Source organism: Ponticoccus sp. (in: a-proteobacteria) (assembly GCF_048381735.1).
In genome coordinates, this window is record NZ_JBLXGL010000002.1 from 505,551 (window position 1) to 530,759 (window position 25,209).

Below are 25,209 nucleotides of genomic sequence, written 5' to 3' on the forward strand. Positions count from 1 at the left end.
ATGGCAAACCCCATCCGAGTCGGTCTGATCGGGGCCGGATACATCGCCGACTGGCACGCCGAAGCCCTGGCGGCCACCCCCGGTGTGACGATCTCGGCGGTCTGCGATCTGAACGAATCGGCGGCGCAGGCATCGGCGGCCCCCCACGGCGCGCGGGTGTTCACAACGCTCGGGGCCATGATCGACGCGCAGCTTTGCGATGCGGTGCATATCCTCACGCCGCCCAACGTTCATGAGGAAATCGCGACAGAATGCCTTGCCGCGGGCATACACGTGCTTGTGGAAAAACCTGTGGCCGAATCGGGTGACGGTGCGTCAAGAGTGCTGGCCGCCGCCCAGCAGGGCGGCGCGCGTTTCCACGCCGGGCACAACTTTCTCGGCCTGCCGTCCTACGAGCGCATGAAGGCCGCGATGATGGCGGGGGATTACGGGCGCATCTCTTCGGCAGAGATCACTTGGGCGCTGCCCCTGGCGCCGCTGCGGTCGGGGCCCTACAACCTGTGGCTGCTGCGCGAGCCGAAGAACCTTGTGCTGGAACTGGGGCCGCATCTGGTGGCCTTCGCCCATGACCTCTTTGGCCCGGTCGAGGTGCTGCACGCCGAGGCGTCGAAGCCGGTGATGCTGCCGGGCGACGACCCGCGTCCCCAGACCGTCCGGGTACTGGCGCGGGCGGGTCAGGTCGACGTGAATTTCACCATTTCCATGGTCGAGACGGTGGACGACCGCTCTGTCACGCTGCGCGGGTCCTCGGCGCGGGCGCGGCTGGATTTCGCGCAGGACGTTCTGCTGGTAGAGCGTGAGAATGCCGCCGATCTGGTCGCCAATCCGCTGCGCAAACAGCTGGAGCTGACCCGGCAGCACCGCCGCGAGGGCTGGCGGAACGCGCTGGTGCAGATGCGCAGCCTGAACAGGCAGAACCCCTATGGCCGCAGCTTTCTCGGCATGAACCGGGCGGTCTACGGCGCCATCGCCGACCGCACCCCGGTCGATGCGCGGTTCTCGGGCGAAAGCGCGGTGGCAGTGATGCGCACGCTTGATGCGGTGATCGACGCGCTGCCCGCAGAGGTGCTGGCGGTGAAGGCACCCGCCGTGCGCACCCGCGACCCGAAACCCAGCGCCATGGTCATCGGCGGCACCGGCTTCATCGGGCGAGCGCTGACCCGGCGCCTTGTGGCCGAGGGGCGCGATGTGCGCGTGCTGTCGCGCGGGCGTCACGGTCCCTTTCCTGACCTGCCCGATCAGGTCGAGACCATGGCAGCCTCTCTGTACGATCTGGACGCGCTGACAGAGGCGATGCAGGGCATCGACGTGGTCTTCAACCTTGCCAAGTCGATGGACAAGACATGGGCCGACGCGCTGGTGAACGACGTGGGCGTGACGACGCGGATCGCCATGGCCTCTGAACGGGCGGGGGTGAAGCGGCTGGTCTATACCGGCACCATCGCCAGCTACGACATGTCCGATCCGGGCGTGACCATCACCGAGGACACCGGCTTTCCCGAGGACATGAGCGACCGCAATATCTACGCGCGCTCCAAGGCCGAATGCGAACGCCAGCTGATGAAGCTGCACGCGGAACGCGGGTTGCCGGTGGTCATCGCCCGGCCCGGCATCGTCGTCGGCCCCGGCGGGCCGCTGCAGCACTGGGGCATCGGGCGTTGGCACGGGGCCGGTGCGGTGCGCATCTGGGGCCACGGCAACAACATCCTGCCCTTTGTGCTGATCGACGATGTCGTCGACGGGCTGGTGCGCATGATCGACGCGCCGGTCACGGGCCAGAGCTTCAACCTGATCGGAGAGCCGATGCTGTCCGCGCGCGGCTACTTCAACGAGATCCACAAGGCTCTGGGCGCGAAGATCCGCGTCGTGCCGGGCAACCTCTATGCCTTCTATGCCTCGGATGCGGTGAAATACGGGCTGAAGAAATACGCCCTGCGGCGGCCCGGGGTCATCCGGCCCTCGCTGGCGGACTGGAAAAGCCGGGCGCATTTCTCGCCCTTCGACAACCGGCACCCGAAGGCGGCTTTGGGCTGGCAGCCCGAGACCGATCGCCCCAGCTTTGTTGACAAGGCGATTGTGCGCGCCAATCTCTTTGGCTTCTAGGCGGGGCGCGGCGCCAACCGTGAACAATTCCCGTAAAACGGACTTATTCTGGCCTGATTTCTTTGGTTAAACGGAAGAAAGATCGGCATTCAGACCGGAAACGGGGCTATCGCGCGTGACCGCAGGACAAGTCAGCATCGCAAGTCAGTCGGCGGCCCGCCCGGGTGGGCGTACCGCGGGTCGGTGTCGCACTGCACCGGGGCGGGGGGCATGACCATGATGGACCGCCCCCGGTTCCGCCGGAAACACCAGACAGCGACCGGCAAGATACCCGGCGACGAGGCCGCCGCCCCGCTTCCGCCCCGTGAAACCCCTGCCGAAGGCCCTGCCCGTCCCGAAGAGGGGCAGGCGGTGGCTCCGGTTGCACCCGAAGAAGCCCGCGACACGACCGAGGCCGGGCAGGCGCGCGCCGATGCCGCCCGTCACAAGACTGTCGACGAAGACCAGCGGCGCAGGGATCTTGCCGAGAAACGCCAGTTGGCCGAGACGCGGGCCCGTCAGGCGCGCGCCGATGCGGAGCGGTTAGAGGCAGAGGCGCGGCGGGCCGCCGAGGCCGAGGCAGAGGCCCTTGGCCATGTCGCAAAGCCGCCTGCAAGACCGCTGCCGGCCGAGGCCGCCGCGCCGCTGACGCTGAACGATCCGGTGGCCCCGGCGGCGACGGCAGCCCGGCCCGCCGAGCCCCCCCACCGGCCCGCGCCCGAGCCGGACCGCTTGTGGTCCGCATTGGGCGAGATCACCGTCGACGAGAGCCACCTGCACCGCAACCGCATCATCACCGCGCGGCGCGACGACCCGGCCCATACCGCCTTTGACGTCTTGCGCACACGCCTGCTGCAGGCACTGCACGAACACGGCTGGAAGCGGATCGCGATCACCTCGCCGGGGCAGGGCTGCGGCAAGACCTTTACCGCCGCCAACCTTGCCATATCGCTGTCGCGGCAGGAAAACTGTCGGACGCTGCTGCTGGATTGCGATCTGCGCCGCTCGACCCTGCATCAGGTCATGGGCGTCGACAGGCCGGGCTCGCTTGGCGACATGCTGCGGGGCCGGACCAGCCCCGAGGATCACCTCAAGCGTATGGGCCGGAACCCGGTTCAGGCCGGGCGCAACATCGCCTTCGGTTTCAACGACGTGATGGAGCCCTATGCATCGGAACTGCTTCAGGATCCGCGCACGGCCGAGACCCTGCACCGGATCGAGACCGGCTTTGGCACCGATGTCATGCTGTTCGACCTGCCGCCCGCGCTGTTCTACGACGACGTGATCGCCTTCCGCCCGATGTTCGACGGCGTGCTGCTGGTGATTGGCGGCGGGCTGACGACCGAAAAGGAAATCAAGGACGTCGAGCGGCGGCTGGGCGCGGATACCCCGCTGCTGGGCATGGTGCTGAACAAGGCCGAAGGCACGGAAATGGACCGCTACACCTACTGACGCATCCGCTGTCTTGGCCGGGACACCCCTGCCGGTCGCGCTGCCGGAGCATCCGCGCCCCGGCCCGTGTCACGGGTCCGGTCGGGTTGTACGGGGCGCGTGGGTGCGCAGGGACAAGGCCCCGAGGCGGACCAATATGCCCCCGGCAATCCCGTCAAAGCGGCGCAGCCCGGTTGTCTTTCAGCCGCGGGCAATCCGGCGCGGCAGGAAGCGCCCCGCCAGTTCCGCCAGGGCAGGCACGCGGTTGGCCAGCAGTCGCAGCCCGGCGGCGATCAGCGCCAGGAACATCAGGATCTTGGCACCCAGCTTCAGCCCGCCAATCGTTCGGTCGCGGCGGGTGGTGATTGTGGGGATCGAGACGACCGGCTGCACACCCAGCATACGCTCCATCTGTGCGGCGCTGCGAATCGCCGGGTTCATCAGTTCGACGATGAAGGCGGCGGCCAGCCCGGCAAGAATGCTGGCAAAGCCGCCCATCATCGCAAGCTGCTTGCGCGAGCGGGAGACCGGGGCCTCGGGCACCAGCGCGGTTTCCAGCACCTCGAACCGGTCGGTGGCCTGGCGGTCTTCCAGAAGCTGACCCATCTCGGCCTCGGCCTTGCGGCGGGTGATGACGCTGTACTGATCCTGAAGCTTGGTCAGCTCGCGCTCCAGCCGGTTCAGCTCGCGCTCCACCTCGGGGGCACCGGCAAGCAGCGCTTCGATCTGCGCGATGCGTTCGGTGATCAGCAGCTTCTGGTCCTGCAACAGCTCGACCTGACGGGCGGTGACCTCTTCGCGCTGCCGCGATGTGGTCGCCTCCAGCGTCACGATCTGCTGGTCGAGGTCCAGGTCGGTGTCGCGCAGGGTGCCAAGCTGGGCGCGCAGTTCCGTCACGCCGTCGGGGATCTGCTCGGCGTTCTCGCGCTTGAAGGCGGCGATCTGGCCCTCTTGCGCCTCGATCGCCCTGGCGATCCGGGTCTCTTCCGCGGAAAAGAAATCAAGGGTTTCGCGGGCACGGCCGCTGCTGCGGTCGCGCGACTGGTCGATCACCAGGGTCATCAGGTCGTTGGCCACATCTGCCGCCTTCTGGGCGTCGTTCAGCCGCACGGTGATGATCAGCCCGGACGGGGCGTTGCCGCCGGGCGCATAGGCCTGTGCCGCGTTCACGATTTCCTGGATTCGGGCGGCCTCGCGCATGGCGGCGACGCGCTCGTTCATGGTGATGCCTGGGCGATCGGTGAAAAGGTCGTGCTTTTCCATGATGTTGACCAGGTTGTCACGCGCCATCAGCCGCTGTTCGATCAGCCGCACGCGGCGCGAGGCATCGGCGCTCTGCGAGGCGCTGGCACCGGCCAGCTGGTCGGGCAGGCGGGCGTCCTCGATCTGCACGACGGCGGTGGCCTCGTATGCCTTCACCTGCCCCAGCGCGAGGTGCACGGACAGCACGCAGCCCACCACGGCCACGATGACAATAAGCCACCCGCGACGGCGCAGGGCGGCAAAGACCTCGTCGATCGACTGGAACTGGTTCATTCTTCTCGCGCTCCCGCAAAGAGGCCCCCAATGCGGAGACAGCCTGTCCCGGTTGCGTCCCGGTCTCGCCGGGATTGCGTCCGGCCTTCGCCGCCTTCACGCCGCAATCTAGGCCGGATGCCGCAATTTTGCCACGGACTTTCCGGCGGCCCGGGGGAAACAATGCGTGTCCACCCCGTGAACCGGCGCCATATTTCTGCCGTAAACACAGAAAGTTACGCGAAATCAGCGCCAAATGTGGCGCCCGGGTGGCGGGGTGGTCGGGGGAATCAGTCGGGTGCGAGGCCCAAAGACAGGATCAGCCGCGGCCCGGCGGTCTGCGCAAGGCGCAGGGCCTGCCGCGAGTCGGGCGCGAAGCCGGCGGTCTCGGGGTGCGGCGGAAAGCGGGCCTCGCCGCTGTGCAGATCGACCGTCAGGCCATGGAAGCCAAAGACCGTCCGGCTGCGCGGATACTGCGCCTTGTACAGCGCCTCTTTCGCGGAAAAGAGCCTGCGCGCCAGCATGGGCCGGTCCCCGGCAGGCCGGTCCGCGATCTCTTCGGGGCGGCAGATCTCGGCGATCAGCGCCACGGGCAGCGGCTCGGCGGGTTCGATGTCGACGCCCAGCAGCGGGTGCCGGGTGCTGTCGCCGACCACGGCGATGGCGGCGCCGGCGCTGTGGCTGATGCTGCCCGACACCCCGGCGGGCCAGAGCGGCGCGCGGTCGGGTCCGGCGGGCAGCGGCGGCGTCTTGTACCCAAGCTGCGCCAGCGCCCGGCGGGCGGCGATCCGGCCGGCGAGGAACTCGGCCCGGCGCGCCGGGACCGCGCGCGCGACATGGGCGGCCTCCTCGGGGAACAGCCTGCCCTCCTCGCCGATCCGGGCGATTCCCCAGAACAGGCCGGGGCGGGTGACCTGCCGAATGAGGTCCGGCAGGTCGGACAGGGGGCTCATGCGCGGCGGCGGGCCCGCATCTCGCGGCGCCGCGCCATGGCATCGCTGCGCGACTGCGCGCGCTCGGGCGCTGCGGCAGGGGCCTGTGCGGGGTGCGGGGCAGGCAGGCCGTCGACCAGCTGCGAGACCCGCTCGGCAAGGTCCGAAAGCACCGGGAAGCGGAAGATGTCGGTGATCGACAGCTGCTTTGCGCCCAGCTCGTCGCGCAGGGCGCGATGCGCCTGCACCGCCAGCAGGGAATGCCCGCCGAGGTCGAAGAAACTGTCGCGCGGCCCGATTTCCGAAACGCCAAGCACAGAGGTCCAGATCCGCGCCACCGCCTGTTCGACGGATTTCGCGGGTTTGCCGGGCCGGGCCGGGGCGGCGGTGGCCGCCGCTTCGCGCCGGGGCGCCGGGGCCTCGACCCTGCGCGCGGCGGGGGCGGGCAGGGCCTTGCGGTCCACCTTCTTGTTCGGGGTCAGCGGAAAGGCGTCCAGCGCGACGAAGCGGGCGGGCACCATGATGGCCGGCAGGGTCTCGGAGAGGGTGGCGCGCAGCGTCGGTTCGTCCTGCATACCGCCTGTATAATAGCCGACCAGCCGCAGGTCGCCGGGCTGATCCTCGCGCGGGACCACCACGGCCTGGGTCACACCCGGCACCGCCTCCAGCGCGGCCTCGATCTCGCCCAGCTCGATCCGGTGACCGCGCAGCTTGATCTGGCCGTCGACCCGCCCGACAAAGTCGATGCGGCCATCGGCGCGGCGGCGGACCAGATCGCCCGTCCCGTACATCCGCCCGGCGTGGAACGGGTTGTCGGTGAAGCGGTCCGCGGTCAGGTCGGGACGGTTCCAGTAGCCGCGGGTGACGCCCTCGCCGCCGATCCAAAGCTCGCCCTCCATGCCGACCCCGACCGGCTGGCGGTCGTCGTCCAGCACGTAAAGCCTTTGGTTCGCAAGCGGCTGGCCGATATTGACCACCGCCTCGCCGCCCGTGACCGGCTCGACCGAGGACCAGATCGTGGTTTCGGTCGGGCCGTACATATTGGTCAGGGTGGCGCCGGTCAGGCCCCGGAACTCGTCCACCAGCGCACCGGGCAGGGGTTCGCCGCCGACGTATACATGTTGCACACCACGCAGGGCAAAGCGCGCCTCGTCGTTCATGGCGATCATCCGCGCCATCGAGGGGGTGCATTGCAGATGGGTCACCCCGTGCCGCACGACCTGCGCGGCGATAGAGAAGTCGTCCGCCGCAAGCTCTGGCGCGGCCTTCGCGGCCTTGACCACCTGCGCCAGCGGCTTCAGCCCCTCCAGCACCGTCTCGCGGTCGATGCCGTAGTCGATCAGGCAGGCGATTTCCGTCACGCCGATGCGCTTCAGGTCGTCGGTCCGCGCCAGCGCATCCTCGACCGTGCCGAACAGCCCACTGTCGGTGAAATACCGTTCGAAGGCGAAGTCGAGGATGGCGTCCAGTTCCTCGGGTTCCAGCCCGTCGAGTTGCAGGTCGAAGGCGTTCGACACCCCCTCGGGCCGCTTGAAGGCGGGAAAGGCCCAGGCGTATTGCTTGATCAGACCGGCGGCAGAGCGCAGGTAGTCCTTCATCGGCTCGCGGGCGATCTCGCGCGCGTGGTCGCGGCTGTCCGACAGGAAGGTGTGCAACATCAGCGTGACGCTGAAATTGGCCGGGTCGTGCCCCGCCTCGCGCAGGGCCTCGTGGTACAGCGCGATCTTGCCGCCGACCTCGTCGACGGACTGGCCCAGAAGGTGCGTCAGCACGTTGCAGCCGGCGCGCCCGGCCTCGCGCCATGTCTCGGGGTTGCCGGCGGTGGTGACCCAGACCGGCAGCTCCTTGGAGACGGGGCGCGGCTGCGTCACCACCTCGTGCAGCGTGCCGTCCTTGCGGGGAAAGGCCACCGCCTCGCCGCGCCACAGCTTGCGCACGGTCTCGATGCTTTCCATCATCGCGGGCTTGTTGGCGGGTGGCGTGTTCTCGGGGCGCAGGACGAAATCGTCCGGCTGCCAGCCAGAGGCGATGGCCATGCCCGCGCGCCCGTTCGTCAGGTTGTCGATCACCGCCCATTCCTCGGCGATCCGCGCCGGGTGGTGCAGGGGGGCCACGACGGAGCCGCCGCGCACGCCGATCCGCTTGGTCACACCCGCGACGGCGGCGCCGGTGACAGAGGGGTTCGGATAGGGGCCGCCGAAGGCGTGGAAATGCCGCTCGGGCGTCCAAACGGCGACAAAGCCGTTTTCGTCGGCGAATTGCGCGCCTTCCAGCAGCAGGCGGTACTTGTCGCGGCCCTTGCCATCGTCGTTGCCCCAATAATACAGGCTGTATTCAATCCCGGCGCCGCCGGTGGGCATCGGCCCCTTCGAGATCAGCCCGCGATCCTCGTCGCCGGTCAGAACCACCGTCAGCCCGCGCGCGGTGGTCCAGAACAGTTCCAGCACGGAAATGTCGAAGCTGAGCGAGGTCACCGCCAGCCATGTGCCCTGCGCGGGGATATGCGCGTCCATGCCGGTGTAGAAGTTCAGCACGTTGCGGTGTTCGATCATCACGCCCTTGGGCTTGCCGGTCGAGCCGCTTGTATAAATCAGGTATGCAAGGTTCTCCGGCCCGCTGAGAGGGGCGGGGTTGCTGTCCGGCGCGGTGGCAAGCCGCGGTTCCGCGTCCAGCACCAGAAGCGCGGCCTGATGCTCTGGCAGCTGCGGCGCCACGCCCGCCTGCGTGACGATCACCGGGGCGCCGCTGTCCTCGACGAAGTGCTTCAGCCGGTCGGCGGGGTAGCCCGGGTCCATCGGCAGGTAGGCGCCGCCCGCCTTGAGGATCGCCAGCGCGCCCACCATCAGGTCGACAGAGCGGCGGCAGCACAGGCCGACGACGATCTCGGCACCGACGCCCATCTCGCGCAGCAGGTGCGCGGCGCGGTTGGCGCGGGCGTTCAGGTCGGCGTAGGTCACGCGCTGGTCCTCGAAGATCAGCGCCACGGCGTCGGGGGTCCTGGCCACCTGCGCCTCGAAGGCCGCCTGCATGGTCAGCCCGCGATCGTGGCCAGTGTCGGTGGCGTTCCACAGGTCGAGGACCTGCGCCCGTTCCGCCTTGGGCAGGGGGGTGTCGGGCGCTGTGGCCCAAAGCTCCAGCCGGGCGGCCAGAAGCTCTGCCTGCGCCGGGTCGATGCGGGCGGTGTCGTAGGACAGGGCGCCGGTGCGCTGAAGCGTCAGCGCGGTGCCGGGCACATGGGCCGCCTCTGCGATACCAAGCGCCGGGGTCTCGGGCCAGTCGAGGTCGGGGTCGCGGGCGAAGAGATCGGCAAAGACCGGCCCGGCGCTGTCGGACAGGCCGCTTTCGCTGGCGCGGCGCGGCGTCCATGGCAGGCAGAGGCCGCTTTGCGCCGCGCGGCTGACGGCATCGTCGGCAAAGGCGAGGTCCGGCGCGGACTGGCCGGTGATCCGCCGCGCCCAAAGCGCGGTCAGCGCGTCGCGGTCGCAGCCCTCGGGCAGGTGCAGCGGGCGCGTCTCGATCCCGCTGCCCGTGCCGCGCAGGCCGGGCAGCATGGCCGCGTCGAAGGTGGCGAAGGCGCGCCGCAGCCTCGCATCGTGGCGGGCGATCGCGGCGATCTCGGCCTCGGGCAGCAGCGGGCCGGTGGGCAGGACGTCCCCAACCGAGGCGACCTGGGTGGCGCTGACCGGGGCGCCGCAGATCCGCGCCAGCGACAGCCGCAGCGCGCCGCCCCCGCAGGCGACGGTCAGCGCGGTTTCAGAGGTCTCCAGCACGGTGCCGGGCGCGGCCTGGCTGGCGGTTTCCGTGGCGCCCGTGACCAGCCAGAGCCCGCCCGCCGTCCGCAGCTTCGCGCGCGCCAGCGGGTTCCAGTAGGGGCCGTGATCCAGCGCGCGCAGCAGCCGCGCCAGATCCGCCGCCGGGCGGGTGAGGTCCAGCACGCCCTGCTGCGCGGGCCGGTCGGTCAGGGCGTGATAGCTGCGCGCGGACAGGTCCTGCGGCACCCGGCGCAGCGTGCCTTCCAGCTGGTCCAGCAGCGCCGGGAAAGAGGCGATGGCCGCCTCGTAGGCCTTGGTGTTCAGGGTCAGCGCGGTGTCATTGGCGGCAATGTCGAAGGCGCGCGACACCAGGATATCGCCCTCGTCCACGCCGCCCTCGATCAGGTGCCAGGTGATGCCGTGCTGGGTCTCGCCCTCGATCAGCGCCCAGACCGGGGCGTTCAGCCCGGCGTGGCGCGGCAGCGGGCCGTCGTGGAAGTTCACCGCGCCCTTCGCGGGCAGGGCCAGCACGTCCCGGGGGATGATGGACAGGTTCGCGATCGACAGCAGCCAGTCGCAGGACAGGCCCGCAAGCCGTGCCCCAAGATCGGCGCCCGGCGCCTCGACCCGCAGGCCCCGGGCCTGCGCCCAGCCCGCGACGTCGGTGTTGCGGGTGACAACCGCAGAGACCGCATTGCCCCGGGCCAGCAGCTGTTCCGCGCATTGCACCAGCAGGGACTGGTCGCCGATGAGGATCGAGGAAAATGCCATGTCGTTAATCCTTCAGAGCTTGCCCGCGGCCCGGCGCGTCGCCGCCCGGACCGCCTGCGGCTTTCCCGGCAGCGGCCGGAGCATTGCATGCATGTCATGTGCAATCATGTCGCGCAAAAAGCGCGGGGGGTCGGCGGGCGGTTTGCCCTGCACCAGCCTGCGCAGGCGCCAGAGCCCGCCGCCGGTGACATGGGCAAGGGTTGCCAGAATGGCGCCGCCCTTTCCGTAAGCCTTTGAAAAGTAATGCCAGCGGCTGTCCAGCCAGAAACCGGGGATGCGCGACCAGGTCTTCATGCCGGTCGAGACAGAGCCGATATGCGCCACCACGCTGTCGCGCAGGTAATGCGTTTCATAGCCCGCGGCCGCGGCCCGGCGGCACAGGTCGGTTTCCTCGAAATACAGAAAGAAGGTCTCGTCGAAGAGGCCGATGCGCTCCAGCATTTCGTGCCGCATCAGCATGGAGGCGCCGGCCAGCCAGTCGACCCGCTGCGTGGTCTCGGGGATCTCCAGCGGCACGCGGTGCCTGGCCAGCAGCCGCGAGATCGGGCCGAAGCGCGCGGCGCCTTCCAGTTCGGACCAGACCGAGGGGAAGCGGAAGGCGGTGACATGGGGCACGCCGTCCTCGCCTTCGATATAGCTGCCTGCAATCCCGGCCTGCGGGTGGGTTTCGAGGTGATCGACCAGCAGGCGCAGCGCGTCGGGGCGCGGGAAGGCGTCTGAATTCAGGATGTATACATAGTCCGGCGCCCTGCCGTCCGACATGCCCGCGCGTATGCCGACGTTGTTGCCCGCGCCGAAGCCGCCGTTGTGGCCAGAGGCGATGACCCGCACCGGCCAGCCCTGCGCCGCGACATGGGCCTGCATCGCCTCGAACGACCCGTCGCCCGAGTCGTTGTCCACGATCACCAGCTCTGCGTTCAGCCCCTCCATCGCGCGCAGCGCCGAGGCTGCCGAGCGCAGGGTCATCTCGGCGGTGCGGAAGTTCAGGGATACAACAAGTATACGAGGCGCCGGGGTCATTCCGCCGCCCTCCCCCGGAAAGGCACCACGTCGTCGCGCCCGCCCGAGAAGGCCTCGGCCTCTTCGATGGCGCGACCCATCAGGGCGGCCAGAACACGGACGTTCGGTTCGAGCACCATGCTGTCGTGATCGCCCGGCACCTCGTGCACCTCGACCTGCGGGGCCACCAGCCCCCAGTCGTTGTCCTGCGTCACATAGGCCCGTTCGGAGCTGACCAGACGCCCGCCGCCGACCGTCCACTTGCCCGTCAGCGGCGGGCGGTACAGCACCAGCCGACCGCTCCAGGGGGCGACGGTATAGGCGGCGATGGCGCGGTAGAAGGCGGCCTCGATCTCGGCGTTGTGGAAGCCGTGAACCGCGCCGGTGGGCTCTGCCTGGCGGCGTTTCGCGATTTCCCAGGCGACGCGGTTCTTCGCCCAGACAAAGGGATAAAGCGGCCCCCTGGCGCGGGCCTGCTGCCACTGGATCGCCAGCCGGTCGCCGCGCGTCAGCGGGCGGCGCTGCGGCAGCGGCGTGTCCAGCATCACCACCAGAGAGACCTCTTCGCCCGCCGCTTCAAGCTGGCGCGCCACCTCGTAGGCGGAAATGCCGCCACCCGAGAAGCCGCCCAGCATGTAGGGCCCCTGCGCCTGCACCTGCCGGATTTCGGCGATGTAGTCGCGGGCGGCCTCTTCGATGGTCTGGTGCGGCGCCTCGCCGCCGTAAAGACCGCGCGCCTGCACCCCGTAGAAGGGCCGGTCGGCGCCCAGAAGATGCGCGAGATGGCGCAGGTTCAGCACGTTGCCGAACATGCCCGCGATCAGGAAGAAGGGCTGCCGCGCGCCGCCGTCGCCGTCATGCATCGGCACAAGGTGGGTAAAGCGGCGCTCGGGCGCCTTCGGGGCCTCTCCGGGCTGGTCCAGCGGCCCGGTCTGCGCCTCGATCAGCGCGGCACAGGCGCGGATCGTCGGCGCCTCGAACAGGATGGAGATCGGGAAATCGACGTTGAAGGCCTTCTTGACCATGGCGAAGAGGCGCACGGCGATCAGAGAGTGGCCGCCAAGGTCGAAAAAGCTGTCCTCGGCACCGACGTTCGCGACGCCCAGAAGCTCTTGCCAGAAACCGGCAAGCCGGGTCTCGATCTCGCCCTCGGGGGCGACGAAGTCGCTGTCGAGCTGCGGGCGGTCGAAGGTCTGCACCGGGCCGCGTTCGGCGCTGGTGGCCCCGGCCTGCTGCGTCAGCGCATCCAGATCCATCGAAGAGACGACGACCTGCGGCAGGCCAAGGGCAAGGGCGCGGGCAAAGGCCTCTGGCCCTTCCTCCGGGCGGATGCCCTGGCTGAGGTTGTGGGCCAGACGCTCTTCGGCGGGCGACAGCGGCTGCGTGGCATCGCTGCCGTCGACCTCGACCTCGGCCGCTGTCAGGGCCGGGGTTGCGCGCAGGATGTCGGTGCTGGCCAGCTTGCGGATGGTGAAACCCTTGACCTCGACCAGCACGGTGCCGTCCGGCGCACAGAGCGTGACGTCGAAGCTGGCGGTTTCCGCATCGGCGCGGTTGCGGGCGGCGTTGCGGACCCAGGACACGATGCTGTCGCCCAGCGGCGCATGCACCCGGACCGAGGCATAACGCACCGGCGCCCAGAGATGCGTGGGCTGCCAGCCGTCGATCAGCTCCATCGCCCAGCCGGTCGCGATGTCCAGAAGCGCGGGGTGCAACAGGCAGTTGTCCCCGGCGGCCTCGGCGGGCAGCGACAGGTCGGCGATCCCCTCGCCCTTGCCAAGGGCGGTGCGGTCCAGCACGCGCCAGCGCGGCCCGAAGCCCAGCAGCACCTCTTGCGCGGCGCTCAGCTTGGCGCCGTTGCCCTCGACACGGGCGTTGCAGCGGGCGCGGATCTCGGACAGGTCCAGCGGCGCCGGGCGGTGGATCGGCAGCAGCGACAGCGAAGCCTCGGCAATGGGCGCGCGGCCCTTGCGACCGTTCAGCGTGGCATCGGCCAGCACCTCGAAGCGATAGCCCGAGTCGCTTCGCACCAGCCGCGTGCGCATCTGGCGGGCGCCGCCCTCGGCCACCCGCAGGGGGCGCAGGAAGGCAAGGTCGCGGATCTCGAAGGGGCCGTCCTCGTGGTGGGCGCTCAGCGCATGGGCGGCCAGCGTCAGGTAGCCGGTGCCGGGCAGCAGGGCGTCGCCGTCGCGGGTGCGGTGTTCGTCGATGATCCAGTCGTCCTGCCCCAGCGTTGTGTCGAAGACCCGGTTGCCGTGATTGTCGAAGCTGGCGGTGTCCAGCAGCGGCAGCGCCACCTCCTGCACCGGCGCCGGGGCGATGTCGCCGGTGCGCGCGGCCACGGCCTCGGCGGCCATGCCGACCTCTGCCCAGATGCCCCAGTTGATCGCGGTGACGCGGGTCCTGCCCTGCCGCCCCTGCGCATAGGCGTTCAGGAACTCGTTCGCGGCGACGTAATCGACCTGCCCCACCGGCGCGGTGACGGTGGAGGAAGAGGCGAACAGCGCCATCCAGTCCAGATCGCCGTCGGGGAAGACCTCTTCCAGGACCAGCGTGCCGTGGATCTTGGGGGTAAAGACATCCTCGATGCTGGCGGGGGTCTTGGCCAGCAGCGGCGCGTCGTCGATGATCCCGGCGCCGTGGATGACCCCGGTGATGCGGCCAAAGCGCGCCTCGGCCTCGGCCCGCGAGGCCTGCATCTGGCCGGTGTTGCAGACATCGGCGGCCAGGGTCAGGACCTCGGCGCCCTCGGCCTCCAGCGCCTCGACGGCGCGGATGCGGCGGGCGGTGCTGTCCTGCGGGGCATGGCGGGCGAGGTAGTCGGCCCAGTCGGCGCGATCGGGCAGGGCCCTGCGCGCCAGCAGGACAAGGTTCGTGCCGCGCCGCGCCATGGCCCGCGCCAGCGTCAGCCCGACGCCGCCAAAGCCGCCGGTCAGCAGGACGGTGCCGCCTTCGGGCAGCTCGGCGGCCTCGGGCAGGGCGCGCGGCTTCATCGCGCATTCGAAGCGGCGGTCGCCGCGCAGCGCCGCGATCCGGTTGCCGGGTTCGGACAGCAGCTCTTCGAGCACCCGGCCGGTCAGCGCATCCATGGCCTGCGCCTGCGCGGCACGCGCCCTGGCGGCCCCAAGGAACGAGGGTTCCGCCGTGACCGGCAGGGTCAGGTCCAGCGTGCCGACCGTCACGCCCGGCAGCTCGCGCGGGATCACCCGCGCCGGTCCCGCCAGCGTCGCCTTGGACGGGTAGGGCAGCGCCTCGTCCCGCAGCCGGGCCGCACCGTTGGTGACCACCGAGATGTGCAGCGGTCGCGGAATGCTCTCCGCCTCCAGCGCCTGCGCAAGGAACAGCAGCGCGTAAAAGCCCTGCTCCTGCACCCGGTGCAGGAAGGAGGACCCGGGCCGGTGGCCCTCGTCCGCGGTCAGCAGCCAGAGATGCGCGATCCGGGTGGGGACAAGGCCGCGCTGCGACAGATCCTGCATCAGCAGGTCATAGCCCTCGCGCCCGCGTTCCGGCGCCAGCAGGTAGGAATGCTCTGCCGTCCGGGCAAAGGCATCGCCCGCCCGGACGTCGATCACCGCCTGCCCGGCGCCGCGCAGGCGCTCGACCAGCCGGGCGCCGATCCCGGCGTCGTCCAGGAAGACCAGCCAGACCTGCGGCGCGGCCTCCTCCAGCCCGTCGACCACATCGACCTCGACCGGCGCGCCGCGCGGTCGCCAGACCGGCGCCCAGCCCCAGCCCCCGATCTCGTCGCTGCGCATCAGGTATTGCGGCGCCGCCTCGGTCGCCGCCTCGCCGGGGGCAATGAAATAGGGGCTGCGCTGGAAGGCATAGGTCGGCAGCGGCACGCGGTGGCGCGGCGCCTCGCCCCAGACCTGCCCCCAGTCGATGTCCACGCCCAGGGCCCAGAGCCGGCCCAGCACCTCGAACATATGAACGTCGTCGGCCACCGCCTCATCGGGGTGACGCAGCGACGACAGCACCGCATTGGCGTTGGTCTGGCCATGCTGGCGCGCCAGCGAGGTCAGCGCCTTGCCCGGCCCGACCTCCAGAAAGACGCGGTTCTCCCCGGCCAGAGCGCCCAGGCAATCGGCGAACAGGACCGTGCCGCGCAGGTGATCGACCCAGTAGTCGGGGCTCTGCGCCTCTTCCGCCGTCATCGCGCGCCCGTGCAGGTTCGAGGTCAGCGGGATCTGCGGCGCATGCAGCGGGATCGCGCGCAGGTAGGCGCGGAAGCGCTCGAGGATCGGCGCCAGCATCCGGCTGTGCGCGGCGATGTCGATGCCGATGCGGCGGCACTCCACCTCCTGCACCCTCAGCCGTTCCTCCAGCGCATCCAGATCCGCCTGCGGGCCGGAGGCCACCGACAACCCCGGCGCGTTCACGGCGCCAAGGTCCAGCGCCTCGCCCAGAAGCGGCCGCAGCTCCTCTGCGGGCAGGGCAACCGACAGCATCCCGCCCTCCGGCACCTCGTCGAAGAGCGCGCCGCGCAGGTGCACCAGCCCGATGCAATCCTCGAAGCTCATCACGCCCGCGATGCAGGCGGCGGTGTTCTCGCCCATGGAATGGCCGGTCAGGGCCACCGGCTCCAGGCCCCAGCTCATCCACAGCCGGGCCAGGGCGACCTCGGTGATCATGATCAGCGGCAGTTGCAGCGAGGGCTTCAGCAGCGCCTTGTCCGCCGCCGCCCCATCCCCGCGCTCGGGCAGCCAAAGCGCCCGGACCCCTGGCTTCTTCTTGGTCAAAATACCTTCAGCGCCATCGCCGCCGGGTGCCCCGGTCAGCGTTTCGAGATGCGCCAGCCCCCGGTCCATCCACTCGGCGAAGACCGGCTCTGTCTCGTAAAGGTCGCGCGCCATGCCGGCGTATTGCGCGCCGCCGCCGGGGAACATGAAGACCACCTCGGGCCGGTCCAGCGCCGTATGGTCGTGCATCCGGCGCGGCTCGGCGCCCTCCAGCAGGCGGGCGGCCTGCTCAGGCGTTTCAGCCACCACGATGCGGCGTTTCTCGAAGGCGCGGCGGCCCTCTTTCAGCGTCCAGGCCACATCCGCAAGCGATTGCCCCGGATGGGCGCGCAGATGCGCGGCCAGCCGCGCCGCATTGGCATCCAGCGCCGCCTTGGACCGCCCCGAGACGGTGAGGATCTGGAACGGCCAGTCGCTTTCGGCGGGCGCGTCGCGCTCGGGCGCCTCTTCCAGCACCACATGTGCATTGGTGCCGCCGACCCCCAGCGAGTTCACCCCGGCGCGGCGCGGATGGGCGCCGCGCTCCCAGGCGGTCAGCCGGTCGTTGACGCGAAAGGGCGAGGTCTCGAAGTCGATGGCGGGGTTCGGCGCCTCAAAGCCCAGCGAGGGCGGCATCTGGCGGTGGTGCAGCGCGAGGCTGGCCTTGATCAGCGAGGCCACGCCCGCCGCCGTATCCAGATGGCCGATATTGGTCTTGACGGAACCGATGCGGCAGTGACCCAGGGCGTCCGAGGTCTCGGCAAAGGCCTGCGTCAGCGCCGCCACCTCGATGGGGTCGCCAAGGTAGGTGCCGGTGCCGTGGCACTCGACGTAATCGACGGTATCCGCCGTCACCCCCGCCATGCTCTGCGCCTCGGCCACCGCATCCGCCTGCCCCTCGACCGAGGGCGCGAGGTAGCCCGCCTTCTGCGCGCCGTCGTTGTTCACGGCGCTGCCCTTGATGACCGCCCAGATGTGGTCGCCGTCGGCCACCGCATCGGCCAGCCGCCGCAGCACCACGACCCCCGCGCCGGATCCGAAGACCGTGCCCTGCGCGCGGTGGTCGAAGGCGTGGCAGGCGCCGTCGGGCGAGAGGATCTCGTTTTCCTTGTAGAGATAGCCGCGCCCCTGCGGCAGCTCGATGGTCACGCCGCCCGCGATGGCCATGTCGCATTCGCCGTTCAGCAGCGCCTGCGCGGCGTAATGCGTCGCCACCAGCGAGGTCGAGCAGGCGGTTTGCAGGTTGATCGACGGCCCGTGCAGGTTCAGCACATGGCTCAGCCGCGTGGTCATGAAGTCCTTGTCGTTGCCGGTGTGGCGCAGCAGGAACATGCCGGTGTTCTCGACCAGATCCGGGTTCGAGCAGACGTTGAAGTAGAAATACGACCCCATCCCGCAGCCCGCGAAGACGCCGACCTGACCGGGGAAATTCTCGGGCACATGGCCCGCCGTCTCCAGCGCCTCCCAGGCGGTTTCCAGGAACTGCCGGTGCTGGGGGTCCATGATCGCCGCCTCCTTGGGCGAGAACCCGAAGAAGTCGGCATCGAACATCTCGAACCCGTCGAGGGGGGCGGCGAAGGGCACGTAATCGCGGTGGCGCATCAGGCCGGGGTCTTCGCCGGCCTCGCGCAGCTCGGCCTCTGTCAGCCTGCGGATCGAGGAGACGCCGTCACGCAGGTTCCGCCAGTAGGCGCCGATGTCTTCGGCCCCCGGCAGATGCGCCGCCATACCGACGATGGCGATGTCGTTCTCGCCGATATCCGCTGCGTCTGTCATGTTTCCCCTACCCCACGTAAGACGCCGCCACCCTCATTCGGAAATGAGTGGGGAATACGGCGTTTTTTAGGTACTCCCCGAAAAAAAGCCGTATTTCTCCGGCTTTTTCCGACACTTGTTTCGTGTTTCCCAACACTCGGGCAGTATACCCGAATTATTGCGGAATCGGAAATAGGGCCTGTTCATGCGCTTCTGCCTGAACGCGAGACGGGAATACCCGGTCACGATTCAGGGGAAGCTCTCGCTCAGGGCGGCTATGTCGTCCCAGTTCAACCGGATCGCAGCCAGGGCCAGCAGCGCCGCAACCAGCCCATAGGCGATGTCGTGCATCGGGTCCCAGGCGCCCATGCGGCGGGCCAGCCAGACCACGACCGGGTAGGCCAATAGATAGGCGGCGCCGATTCCGAGGATCGCGCCCACCAGCCCGGCGGCCTGGATGCCGGCGAGGATGCAGAGCACCATCAGCGTCGCGCGCACCAGCGCCAGCACGAAGAAGCGGCGCGAATCGCCTGCCGCCAGCGCCGCCTGGTCGTAGGTCTGCACGATGATCTGCGGCATCTGCATGCAGGCCAGCAGCACCGCCATGGCCCCGGCCTGATGATAGCGCCCGTCATAGAGCGTATGGACGATCCAGCTGCTGCCCAGGGCGAAGAGGCCGGTGAAGCCCAGCAGCAGGCCGGTCACGCCCAGGCGCATCTGGCGCAGCTTCAGGAAGTTGGCGCGGCTCTCGGCGGGGGGGCGTTCGCGGTAGATCGGGATCAGGATCTTCAGCACCAGCATGCTGCCCAGCATCATCGGGAAGGAGGCCCAGAAATAGCCGATATTGTAGACCCCGAAGAGATCGAGCGGCGCGAAACGGCCGATCAGGATCTTGTCGGCCTGGCTGAAGACAAAGCCGCAGACCGTGGCGAGGAAGACCCATTTGCCGAAGCCGATCAGCTCTTGCGCCGCGGCGCGTTCCCAGTGCAGGCGGTTGGCGGGGCCGGGCAGGAAGCGGCTGTTGAGCAGGACCTCGAGCGCGGCGCCGACGATGCCCGAGATCACCAGCGCCCAGACCGATTGCATCCACCAGGCCAGCACGACGGCGGTCACGACGCCGCCGACCTGCGTGCCGATGTCCAGCAGGGTCACGCGGCCCAGCATCAGGTGCCGGTTGGCCGTCACCATGCGCGTGGGCCTGAAGCCGTTGATGACCAGAACCAGCGCCGCGACGGGCAGCATCTGCGCCAGGACCGGTTCGTTGTAGGCCCAGGCCATGGGCCAGGCGCAGGCGCCGGCCACGAACCACAGCCCGACCCCGCGCGCCACCTGTATCGTCCAGGCGGTGTCCAGGAAGCTCTGGTCGTCGCCGCGCTTCGATTGCAGGATGGCCGGGGTCACGCCGACGTCGCTGAACTGGCCGAGGCCCACGAGGAAGACGGTGACCAGCGCCATGAGGCCGAAGGCCTCGGGGAAGAGCAGCCGCGTCAGGATCAGGTTCGAGGCCAGCCGGATCACCTGATTGGCGCCGAAGCCGCCCAGGGTGAACAGCGACGAGCGCATGACGCGGGCGCCCAGCGAGGCGCCTTGCAGGCGGGCGAGAAGGGTCATCTGCGCCCCGGGCGTTGTGCGGCGGGGCCGGCGCCGCGCAGAGGTATTTTTACCAAGAAGAAGCCCGGGGGCGGCGCGAAGGGGGGGCGTGGGTCGCTCATCGGCTGCGGGTCCAGCTTTGGTCGCTTTGGGGCGAGAGTTTCACCGCCAGCGCCACGGCGGTGTAGGTGGCAAAGGCCAGCGGATCGCGCAGGGCGAGGGCGAGTTTCCTGGTGGTCGGAAAGGGCGGCTTGTCGTCGTTGGCCAGCAGCGCCGGGTGCTCGCGTTCGATCTGCCGGACCCCGGCGTCCTGCCTGCGGCGCACGCGGATCAGGGCGGCCAGCCCCTCGGCGATGGGCCAGCGGTAGGGGGCGGGGACTTTGCGGCGTTCCCGGGGGGCGAAGCTGAGGCGGACAAAGGTGTCGTCCGAGATGATGTCGGGGAAGGCGCCCCAGCGCGCGCGGCCCCTGGCGTTGACGGCGAAGAGGCCGCAGCCCGGCACGCCGTTTACCATGAAGGGGACGTGGCGCCAGAAGCGGGCATAGGCGCGGCTGGCGGCGCCCTGCGCGGTGATCCGGACCGAGCCGCTGGCGTAGAGGGGGGTGTCCGGGGAGAGGGCCAGGGCCAGTTGATGGAGCAGCGGCGGCGAAACGGTGACGTCGGCGTCGAGGTAGACGCGGATCGGACCGCTGGCCAGGGCGTCGCCGGCATTGAGCGCGCCGAGCTTGCCGCCTTCGGCGCGGTCCAGCACCGTCAGCGGCCAGCCGCGTTCGGCAAAGGCGGGCTGCAGGGCGCGGGCGCGCTCGGCGGTGGCATCGTGGCAGCCATTGGCGATGACGAGGGTTTCCACGGCGCCAAGCGACCCGGGCCAGTCCGAGGCCAGCACGGCAGAGAGGCAGTCGCCGATCAGCGCCGCCTCGTTGCTTGCCGGAAGGATGATCGACAGGGCAACAGGCCCGGCCGCGGTGTCATGTGTCATAACCCGTACCCATGGGGCCACACCTGCGAAAAATCCAGCCCCCCAATCCCTTCGGAATGCCCGTCAACTGTGGCCAAACCATGGAAAGCCGCAGAATACTCCGGGATATCTGCCGTTGGGAGGGCAGGGCTGCCGCCATCCAGGGATTCACCGTGACGCAAGGCCTGCGTATAGGATATATCGTCCCGCAGTTTCCGGGACAGACGCATATCTTCTTCTGGCGCGAGATCCTCGCGCTGGAGCGGATGGGCCATGCCGTGAAGGTCCTGTCGACGCGCAAGCCGCCTGCCGGGCTGATCGCGCATGACTGGTCGACGCAGGCCATGGCGCGCACCGCCTATCTTGGCAAGGTCGATCCGCTGCACATGGCGACCGGCGCGGCGCGGCTGCCGCGGGCGCTGTGGCCGCGGCTTCTGCGGGCCGGGCCGGCGGTGATGAAGGATGTGGCGCTGTCCCTGGCTGCCGCCGACCTGCTGCGGGCACAGGCGGTGCGGCACCGGTTGGATCACGTGCATGCGCATTCCTGCGGGCGGGCGGCGCTGATCGCCATGCTGGCCCATCACATGGGCGGCCCGGGCTATTCGCTGACCCTGCACGGGCCGCTGTCGGACTACGGCTCCGGGCAGCGGCTGAAGTGGCGGGAGGCGCGCTTTGCCACGATCATCACGCAGCGCCTGCTGGAGGAGGTGCACCAGACCCTGCCCCCCGAGGACCTGCCCGAACGCCTGATCGTGCGGCCCATGGGGGTGGACACGGCGGTGCTGGAGCGCACGACCCCCTATGCGCCGCCGGAGCACGGGCGGCCCCTGCGGATCTTTTCCTGCGGGCGGCTGAACGTGGTGAAGGGCCATCAGGACCTGATGACCGCGGCGCGGCAGTTGCTGGACCAGGGCGTCGACATCCGCGTCGAGATCGCCGGAGAGGACGACCAGGGCGGCGACGGTTTCCGCAAGGACCTGGAAGAGCAGCTGAAGAAGCTGCGCCTGCAGGATCACGTCAAGCTGCTCGGCGCCATCGATTCCGGCGCCGTGCGGGCCAAGCTGGAAGAGGCGCATCTGTTCGTGCTGGCCTCGTGGCACGAACCGCTGGGCGTGGCCTACATGGAGGCGATGTCCATGGGTGTGCCGACCATCGGCACCGATGCGGGCGGCGTGCGTGAGCTGATCTCGGACGGCTCGACGGGCTACCTGGTGGAACCCAAGAACCCCGGGCAGCTGGCGCGCACGATCCGCACGCTGGCGGGTGACCCGGACGCGCTGATGCGCCTGTCGGTCGAGGGCCGCGCCCATGTCGAGGCGCATTTCCGCGCCTCGCTGGGGGCCGAGGTCCTGGCGGACGAGATTGCGCGGCTGAAGGATGCGGGCGGGGCGCCGTCGGCCTGAGCCATCCCGGAGCGGGCTGGCGGGGCGGGTATGGGGCCCTTGGCTGGGTGCGGACCGGTAGGCTGTGGTCCGCGAGGTCTTGCTTGTCCCCTGGCGCCTTGTGGTGTCCCTGCCGGGCGCGGCTTGGCTTGGCGGGCGTTGACGGGGCTCTGCCCCCGCTACGCTCCCCCGGGATACTTCGGGACAGAAGAAGACCGGGGGCTGCGAGGGCGCGCGCCGGGGTGCTGTCGGGGGCGGGCTGTGATGCGGGGAGGTGCTGCGGCGGTCAGAGATCCTCTGCCGCCAGGCTCTGGCCGTCCGAGAATTCCAGGGTCTCGATGGAGTGCAGGATCACCGTGCCGTCCGGGCCGGTGGCCAGAAGGCGGCCTTCGGCGCGGGTGACGCTGTAGTCGGCGCGCAGGCCGGGCAGGATGGCGCGGTCATTGCCCGCGCCGCCGCCCAGCACGTCGGCGCCGCCGCCCGAGACCAGCACGTCGTCGCCGGCTCCGCCGAGCAGCACGTCCTCTTCCGGGGTGCCCTCGAGCCGCTGGGCGCCGTTGCCCGCGACCGCCGTCACGCCATTGGCGAAGGCCTGCGCGTCGCGCGCTTCCCAGCCGTTGGGGCCGGAGGCGTTGAAGGCGGTCAGCATGTCCCAGCGCGGGTTGGCGTCGTCGAGATGCCGCAGCGCCCCCCAGGAGCCCCATTTCGAGGCGGGGGCCACATCCACGAAGGCGTTGAACAGCGTGCCGCCGCTGGCCGTCCAGCCCGCCAGCAGGAGCTCGTAGAGCTTCGCCATCTCGGGGCTGTAGTTGAAGGCGGTGAAGAAATCGGTCAGGCGTTCGTCGTCGACCTGCGCGCCGTGGGCGGTGACATGGGTGCCGCCCTCGTACATCACCAGCCGCAGACCGGCCTTGTCCGCCGCGTCTGCGTGGTAGGGAAAGACCTCCTCGACCAGTTGCCGCAGCGAGCCTTCCTGCAGCGCCAGCGTCACCGGGGCGATGGCGGCGTCGAAGCGGGTGTCCTTGACGAATTCGCGCAGGGCGACGCGGCGCAGGCCCTGCGCCTCGCCCTTTGCCGTCGCCGCCTCTTCGGAGCGGTCGAGCCAGGCGTTCATGCGCTGCGCCATGTCCTCGCCGCCCATCTCGTAGCCGAAATAGCCGGTCACTGCGTAGGCGTCGAAGCTGTCGGCGGGCAGGTGTCCCAGCTTCAGGTAGGCCAGCGGGGCCTGCAGGATCGTCTCTTCCAGCCCGGGCCAGCCGGTGTGGGTGGCGACCACGCGGATCAGGCGGCTGTCGTCCTCGAAGGCCTCGGACCAGAGGTCCATGACCTGCGCGGCGCGCATTGCGTAGAACTGTGCCCAGCCGGTTTCCGATGTGCCCCAGAGAGCTGTCGCCTGATCGTTGGCCCAGACGGATTGCGGGAAGATGCGGTTCCAGACCTCGTTGGAATATTCGACATAGGCCTTCAGGCGCGGGTCCAGCCCTTCGGCGACCATCCCGGCGAAGCGGCGGATATAGTCGTCGTCGGCCATGTGCGGCATGGTGAACCACGGGTCGGCGCCGATCTGGTTGGCCAGCCGGATCATCACCTCGGGCGGGACGCCCCATTCGGTCCATGTGGCATCGGTCAGGCGCGGGCGGTCCGCCCAGGTCTGGATCGGCGAGCCGTTGGTCATCATCCAGTCCATGAAGCGGACCGAGCGGAAGTCCTGCACCCGCTCCAGCCAGAGCGGGTTGAAGAGCGCACCCGCCTCGTGCAGCGGCAGCATCTCCTGCCGGACGATGGCGATGTCGCGGATCGGGTCGGCGGCATCGGTGGCGGTCAGTTTCACGCCGACGAGGCCCTCGCCCGGGTCGTAACTGAAGGTGATGCGGCCCGGTTCCGGGCGGATGCGGCGGGCGCGCCCGGTCAGGGACAGGTCACCCTTGCCGCTATAGGTCAGCACGTAGTCGCCGCGCAGGAACTCGGCCTCTTCGGGCTGGTCGGTCAGCAGCACGGCTTCCAGCGCCGTGACGCCTTCGGGCAGCGACAGGGGCCAGCCGTCCTCGGACAGGTGGCCGCCGGCGCGCAACGCCTCGGTCGAGACCGCGCCCCACTGGCCATCCGCATGGCCGACCCATGGGCGGGCGGTCTTCATCAGGTTCAGGAAGGGGTGCTGGGTGGACCAGTCCGCCAGCCCGTTCAGCCCCATCCCCAGCGCGGGCACCCCTTCGGGGCGCAGGCCCGGCGGCGGCAGGGCGACGGGCTGGCGTTCGGGCAGGGGCTCGGCGGCGGTTTCGGGAGTATCCGGCGCGGCCTCGGCCTCGGCGCGCTCCGGGGCGGGGGCGGGCGTGGCCTGCCAGAGCGCGGCGGCGATCTCGGCGTAGTGCTCGATCAGCAGCGGGTGCAGGGTGGCGGGCGGGGTGAAGCCTTCGGGCGGCGGCGTTTCGTAGAGATGCGGCCAGACCGCCATGGCCGCCAGCAGGTAGAGCGTCGGCGTGCCGTGGCCATCGGCGTCGGTATAGAGCGCCCCGGCAGGCATGTCCTGAAGTAGCCCGCCCTCGCCCAAGAGGTCGGCCAGCGCCGAGGCCACGGGGATCAGCGTTACGCTGCGGTCGGGGCGGGCGGTGTTCAGACGGTCGATGAGGTCGGTGTACCACAGGTGGTAGTCGCCCGCGTTGTGGTTCTGATAGCGGCGGGCGGCCTCGGGCGAGGGCGGGAAGCCGCCGGTCACGGTGCCGATCTCGGACCAGCCCTCGTAGACGAAAAGCCGCGCGCCGGGTTCGGCCTCATGCACCCAGTCGAACAGCCGCAGCGTCGCGCCGAAGGGGCTTTCGCCCGAGGGGTTGTCGCCGTCATAGGGCACGTCGGGCAGCTGGTACTGGATGAAATTCGCGGGCGTCACGATCACCGCGTCGAAATCGGCGCTGCCGAAATCGCCCGAGGACCACGCCCCCTGCACAGCCGGGAAGGACCAGTTCGGCACCGGCGGCAGGCTGTCGGCGAAATCGCGCAGAAAGCCCCATTCGCCGTCCAGCGCCAGCCCGCGCGCCCCGGCCTGCGCCATCTGGCCCAGCCAGTAGGGCACGCTGGTCTGCGCGGACTGCTCTGACAGGTGGTTCACCAGCGAATTGCCGAAGATATAGACGCGCGCCGCGTCACGCTCTGCCCCTGCGGGGTAAGCGGAAAGCGCCAGCGCGCCAGCGGCCAGCCATGTGCGGATCATCGGGTCTGCCCTGTTTTTTCCAGCCTCACGCCACTATGCCCCATGGCGCGCGCTTCTCAAAGCGGGGCGCAATCGCGTCGGCGTGATTTCACGGGTTTTCATTTAACGAATGCGGTCTA

Annotated in this window: 11 protein-coding genes; 3 read left to right on the forward strand and 8 right to left on the reverse strand. The window is 69.8% G+C overall.

Annotated elements, in window-relative coordinates:
- Nucleotides 1-2,103, forward strand: coding sequence for an NAD-dependent epimerase/dehydratase family protein (locus ACN5KJ_RS06670; protein ID WP_418592796.1), 2,103 nt, complete (start codon nucleotides 1-3; stop codon nucleotides 2,101-2,103).
- A gap of 351 nt (nucleotides 2,104-2,454) precedes the next feature.
- Nucleotides 2,455-3,534: a CpsD/CapB family tyrosine-protein kinase gene (locus tag ACN5KJ_RS06675; protein WP_418592798.1), complete on the forward strand. Its 1,080-nt coding sequence runs from the start codon at nucleotides 2,455-2,457 to the stop codon at nucleotides 3,532-3,534.
- A gap of 180 nt (nucleotides 3,535-3,714) precedes the next feature.
- Here the strand turns inward: ACN5KJ_RS06675 and ACN5KJ_RS06680 are convergent, their stop codons facing one another.
- The 7 genes from ACN5KJ_RS06680 to ACN5KJ_RS06710 form a co-directional block, all read right to left on the reverse strand.
- Nucleotides 3,715-5,049, reverse strand: coding sequence for a GumC family protein (locus ACN5KJ_RS06680; protein WP_418592800.1), 1,335 nt, complete (start codon nucleotides 5,047-5,049; stop codon nucleotides 3,715-3,717).
- 269 nt (nucleotides 5,050-5,318) lie between these two features.
- Nucleotides 5,319-5,981 (reverse strand): 4'-phosphopantetheinyl transferase family protein, encoded by a 663-nt coding sequence (locus ACN5KJ_RS06685; protein ID WP_418592802.1) that lies wholly within the window; start codon nucleotides 5,979-5,981, stop codon nucleotides 5,319-5,321.
- A complete protein-coding gene (locus ACN5KJ_RS06690) occupies nucleotides 5,978-10,483 on the reverse strand; it encodes a MupA/Atu3671 family FMN-dependent luciferase-like monooxygenase (protein ID WP_418592804.1) in 4,506 nt (1,501 codons plus the stop codon). The genes ACN5KJ_RS06685 and ACN5KJ_RS06690 overlap by 4 nt, the downstream gene beginning before the upstream one ends.
- Nucleotides 10,484-10,495: 12 nt before the next feature.
- Entirely contained in the window at nucleotides 10,496-11,503 is a 1,008-nt protein-coding gene (locus tag ACN5KJ_RS06695; RefSeq protein ID WP_418592806.1) for a glycosyltransferase family 2 protein, read from the reverse strand.
- On the reverse strand, nucleotides 11,500-17,976 hold the full coding sequence (locus ACN5KJ_RS06700) for a type I polyketide synthase (RefSeq protein ID WP_418592808.1): 6,477 nt from the start codon (nucleotides 17,974-17,976) through the stop codon (nucleotides 11,500-11,502). Before ACN5KJ_RS06700 ends, ACN5KJ_RS06695 begins: the two co-directional genes overlap by 4 nt.
- Nucleotides 17,977-18,204: 228 nt before the next feature.
- On the reverse strand, nucleotides 18,205-19,566 hold the full coding sequence (locus ACN5KJ_RS06705) for an oligosaccharide flippase family protein (RefSeq protein WP_418592810.1): 1,362 nt from the start codon (nucleotides 19,564-19,566) through the stop codon (nucleotides 18,205-18,207).
- Between the two features lie 97 nt (nucleotides 19,567-19,663).
- Nucleotides 19,664-20,524 carry a glycosyltransferase gene (locus ACN5KJ_RS06710; RefSeq protein WP_418592812.1) on the reverse strand — a complete coding sequence of 287 codons (861 nt, stop codon included), beginning with the start codon at nucleotides 20,522-20,524 and terminating at the stop codon, nucleotides 19,664-19,666.
- 152 nt (nucleotides 20,525-20,676) lie between these two features.
- On the opposite strand from ACN5KJ_RS06710, the gene epsE reads away from it, so the two are divergent.
- Nucleotides 20,677-21,906 carry an exopolysaccharide biosynthesis GT4 family glycosyltransferase EpsE gene (gene epsE, locus ACN5KJ_RS06715; protein WP_418592814.1) on the forward strand — a complete coding sequence of 410 codons (1,230 nt, stop codon included), beginning with the start codon at nucleotides 20,677-20,679 and terminating at the stop codon, nucleotides 21,904-21,906.
- 265 nt (nucleotides 21,907-22,171) lie between these two features.
- Here epsE and ACN5KJ_RS06720 read toward each other — a convergent pair whose 3' ends face one another.
- Nucleotides 22,172-25,090 (reverse strand): calcium-binding protein, encoded by a 2,919-nt coding sequence (locus ACN5KJ_RS06720; protein WP_418592815.1) that lies wholly within the window; start codon nucleotides 25,088-25,090, stop codon nucleotides 22,172-22,174.
- Between the last annotated feature and the right edge of the window lie 119 nt (nucleotides 25,091-25,209).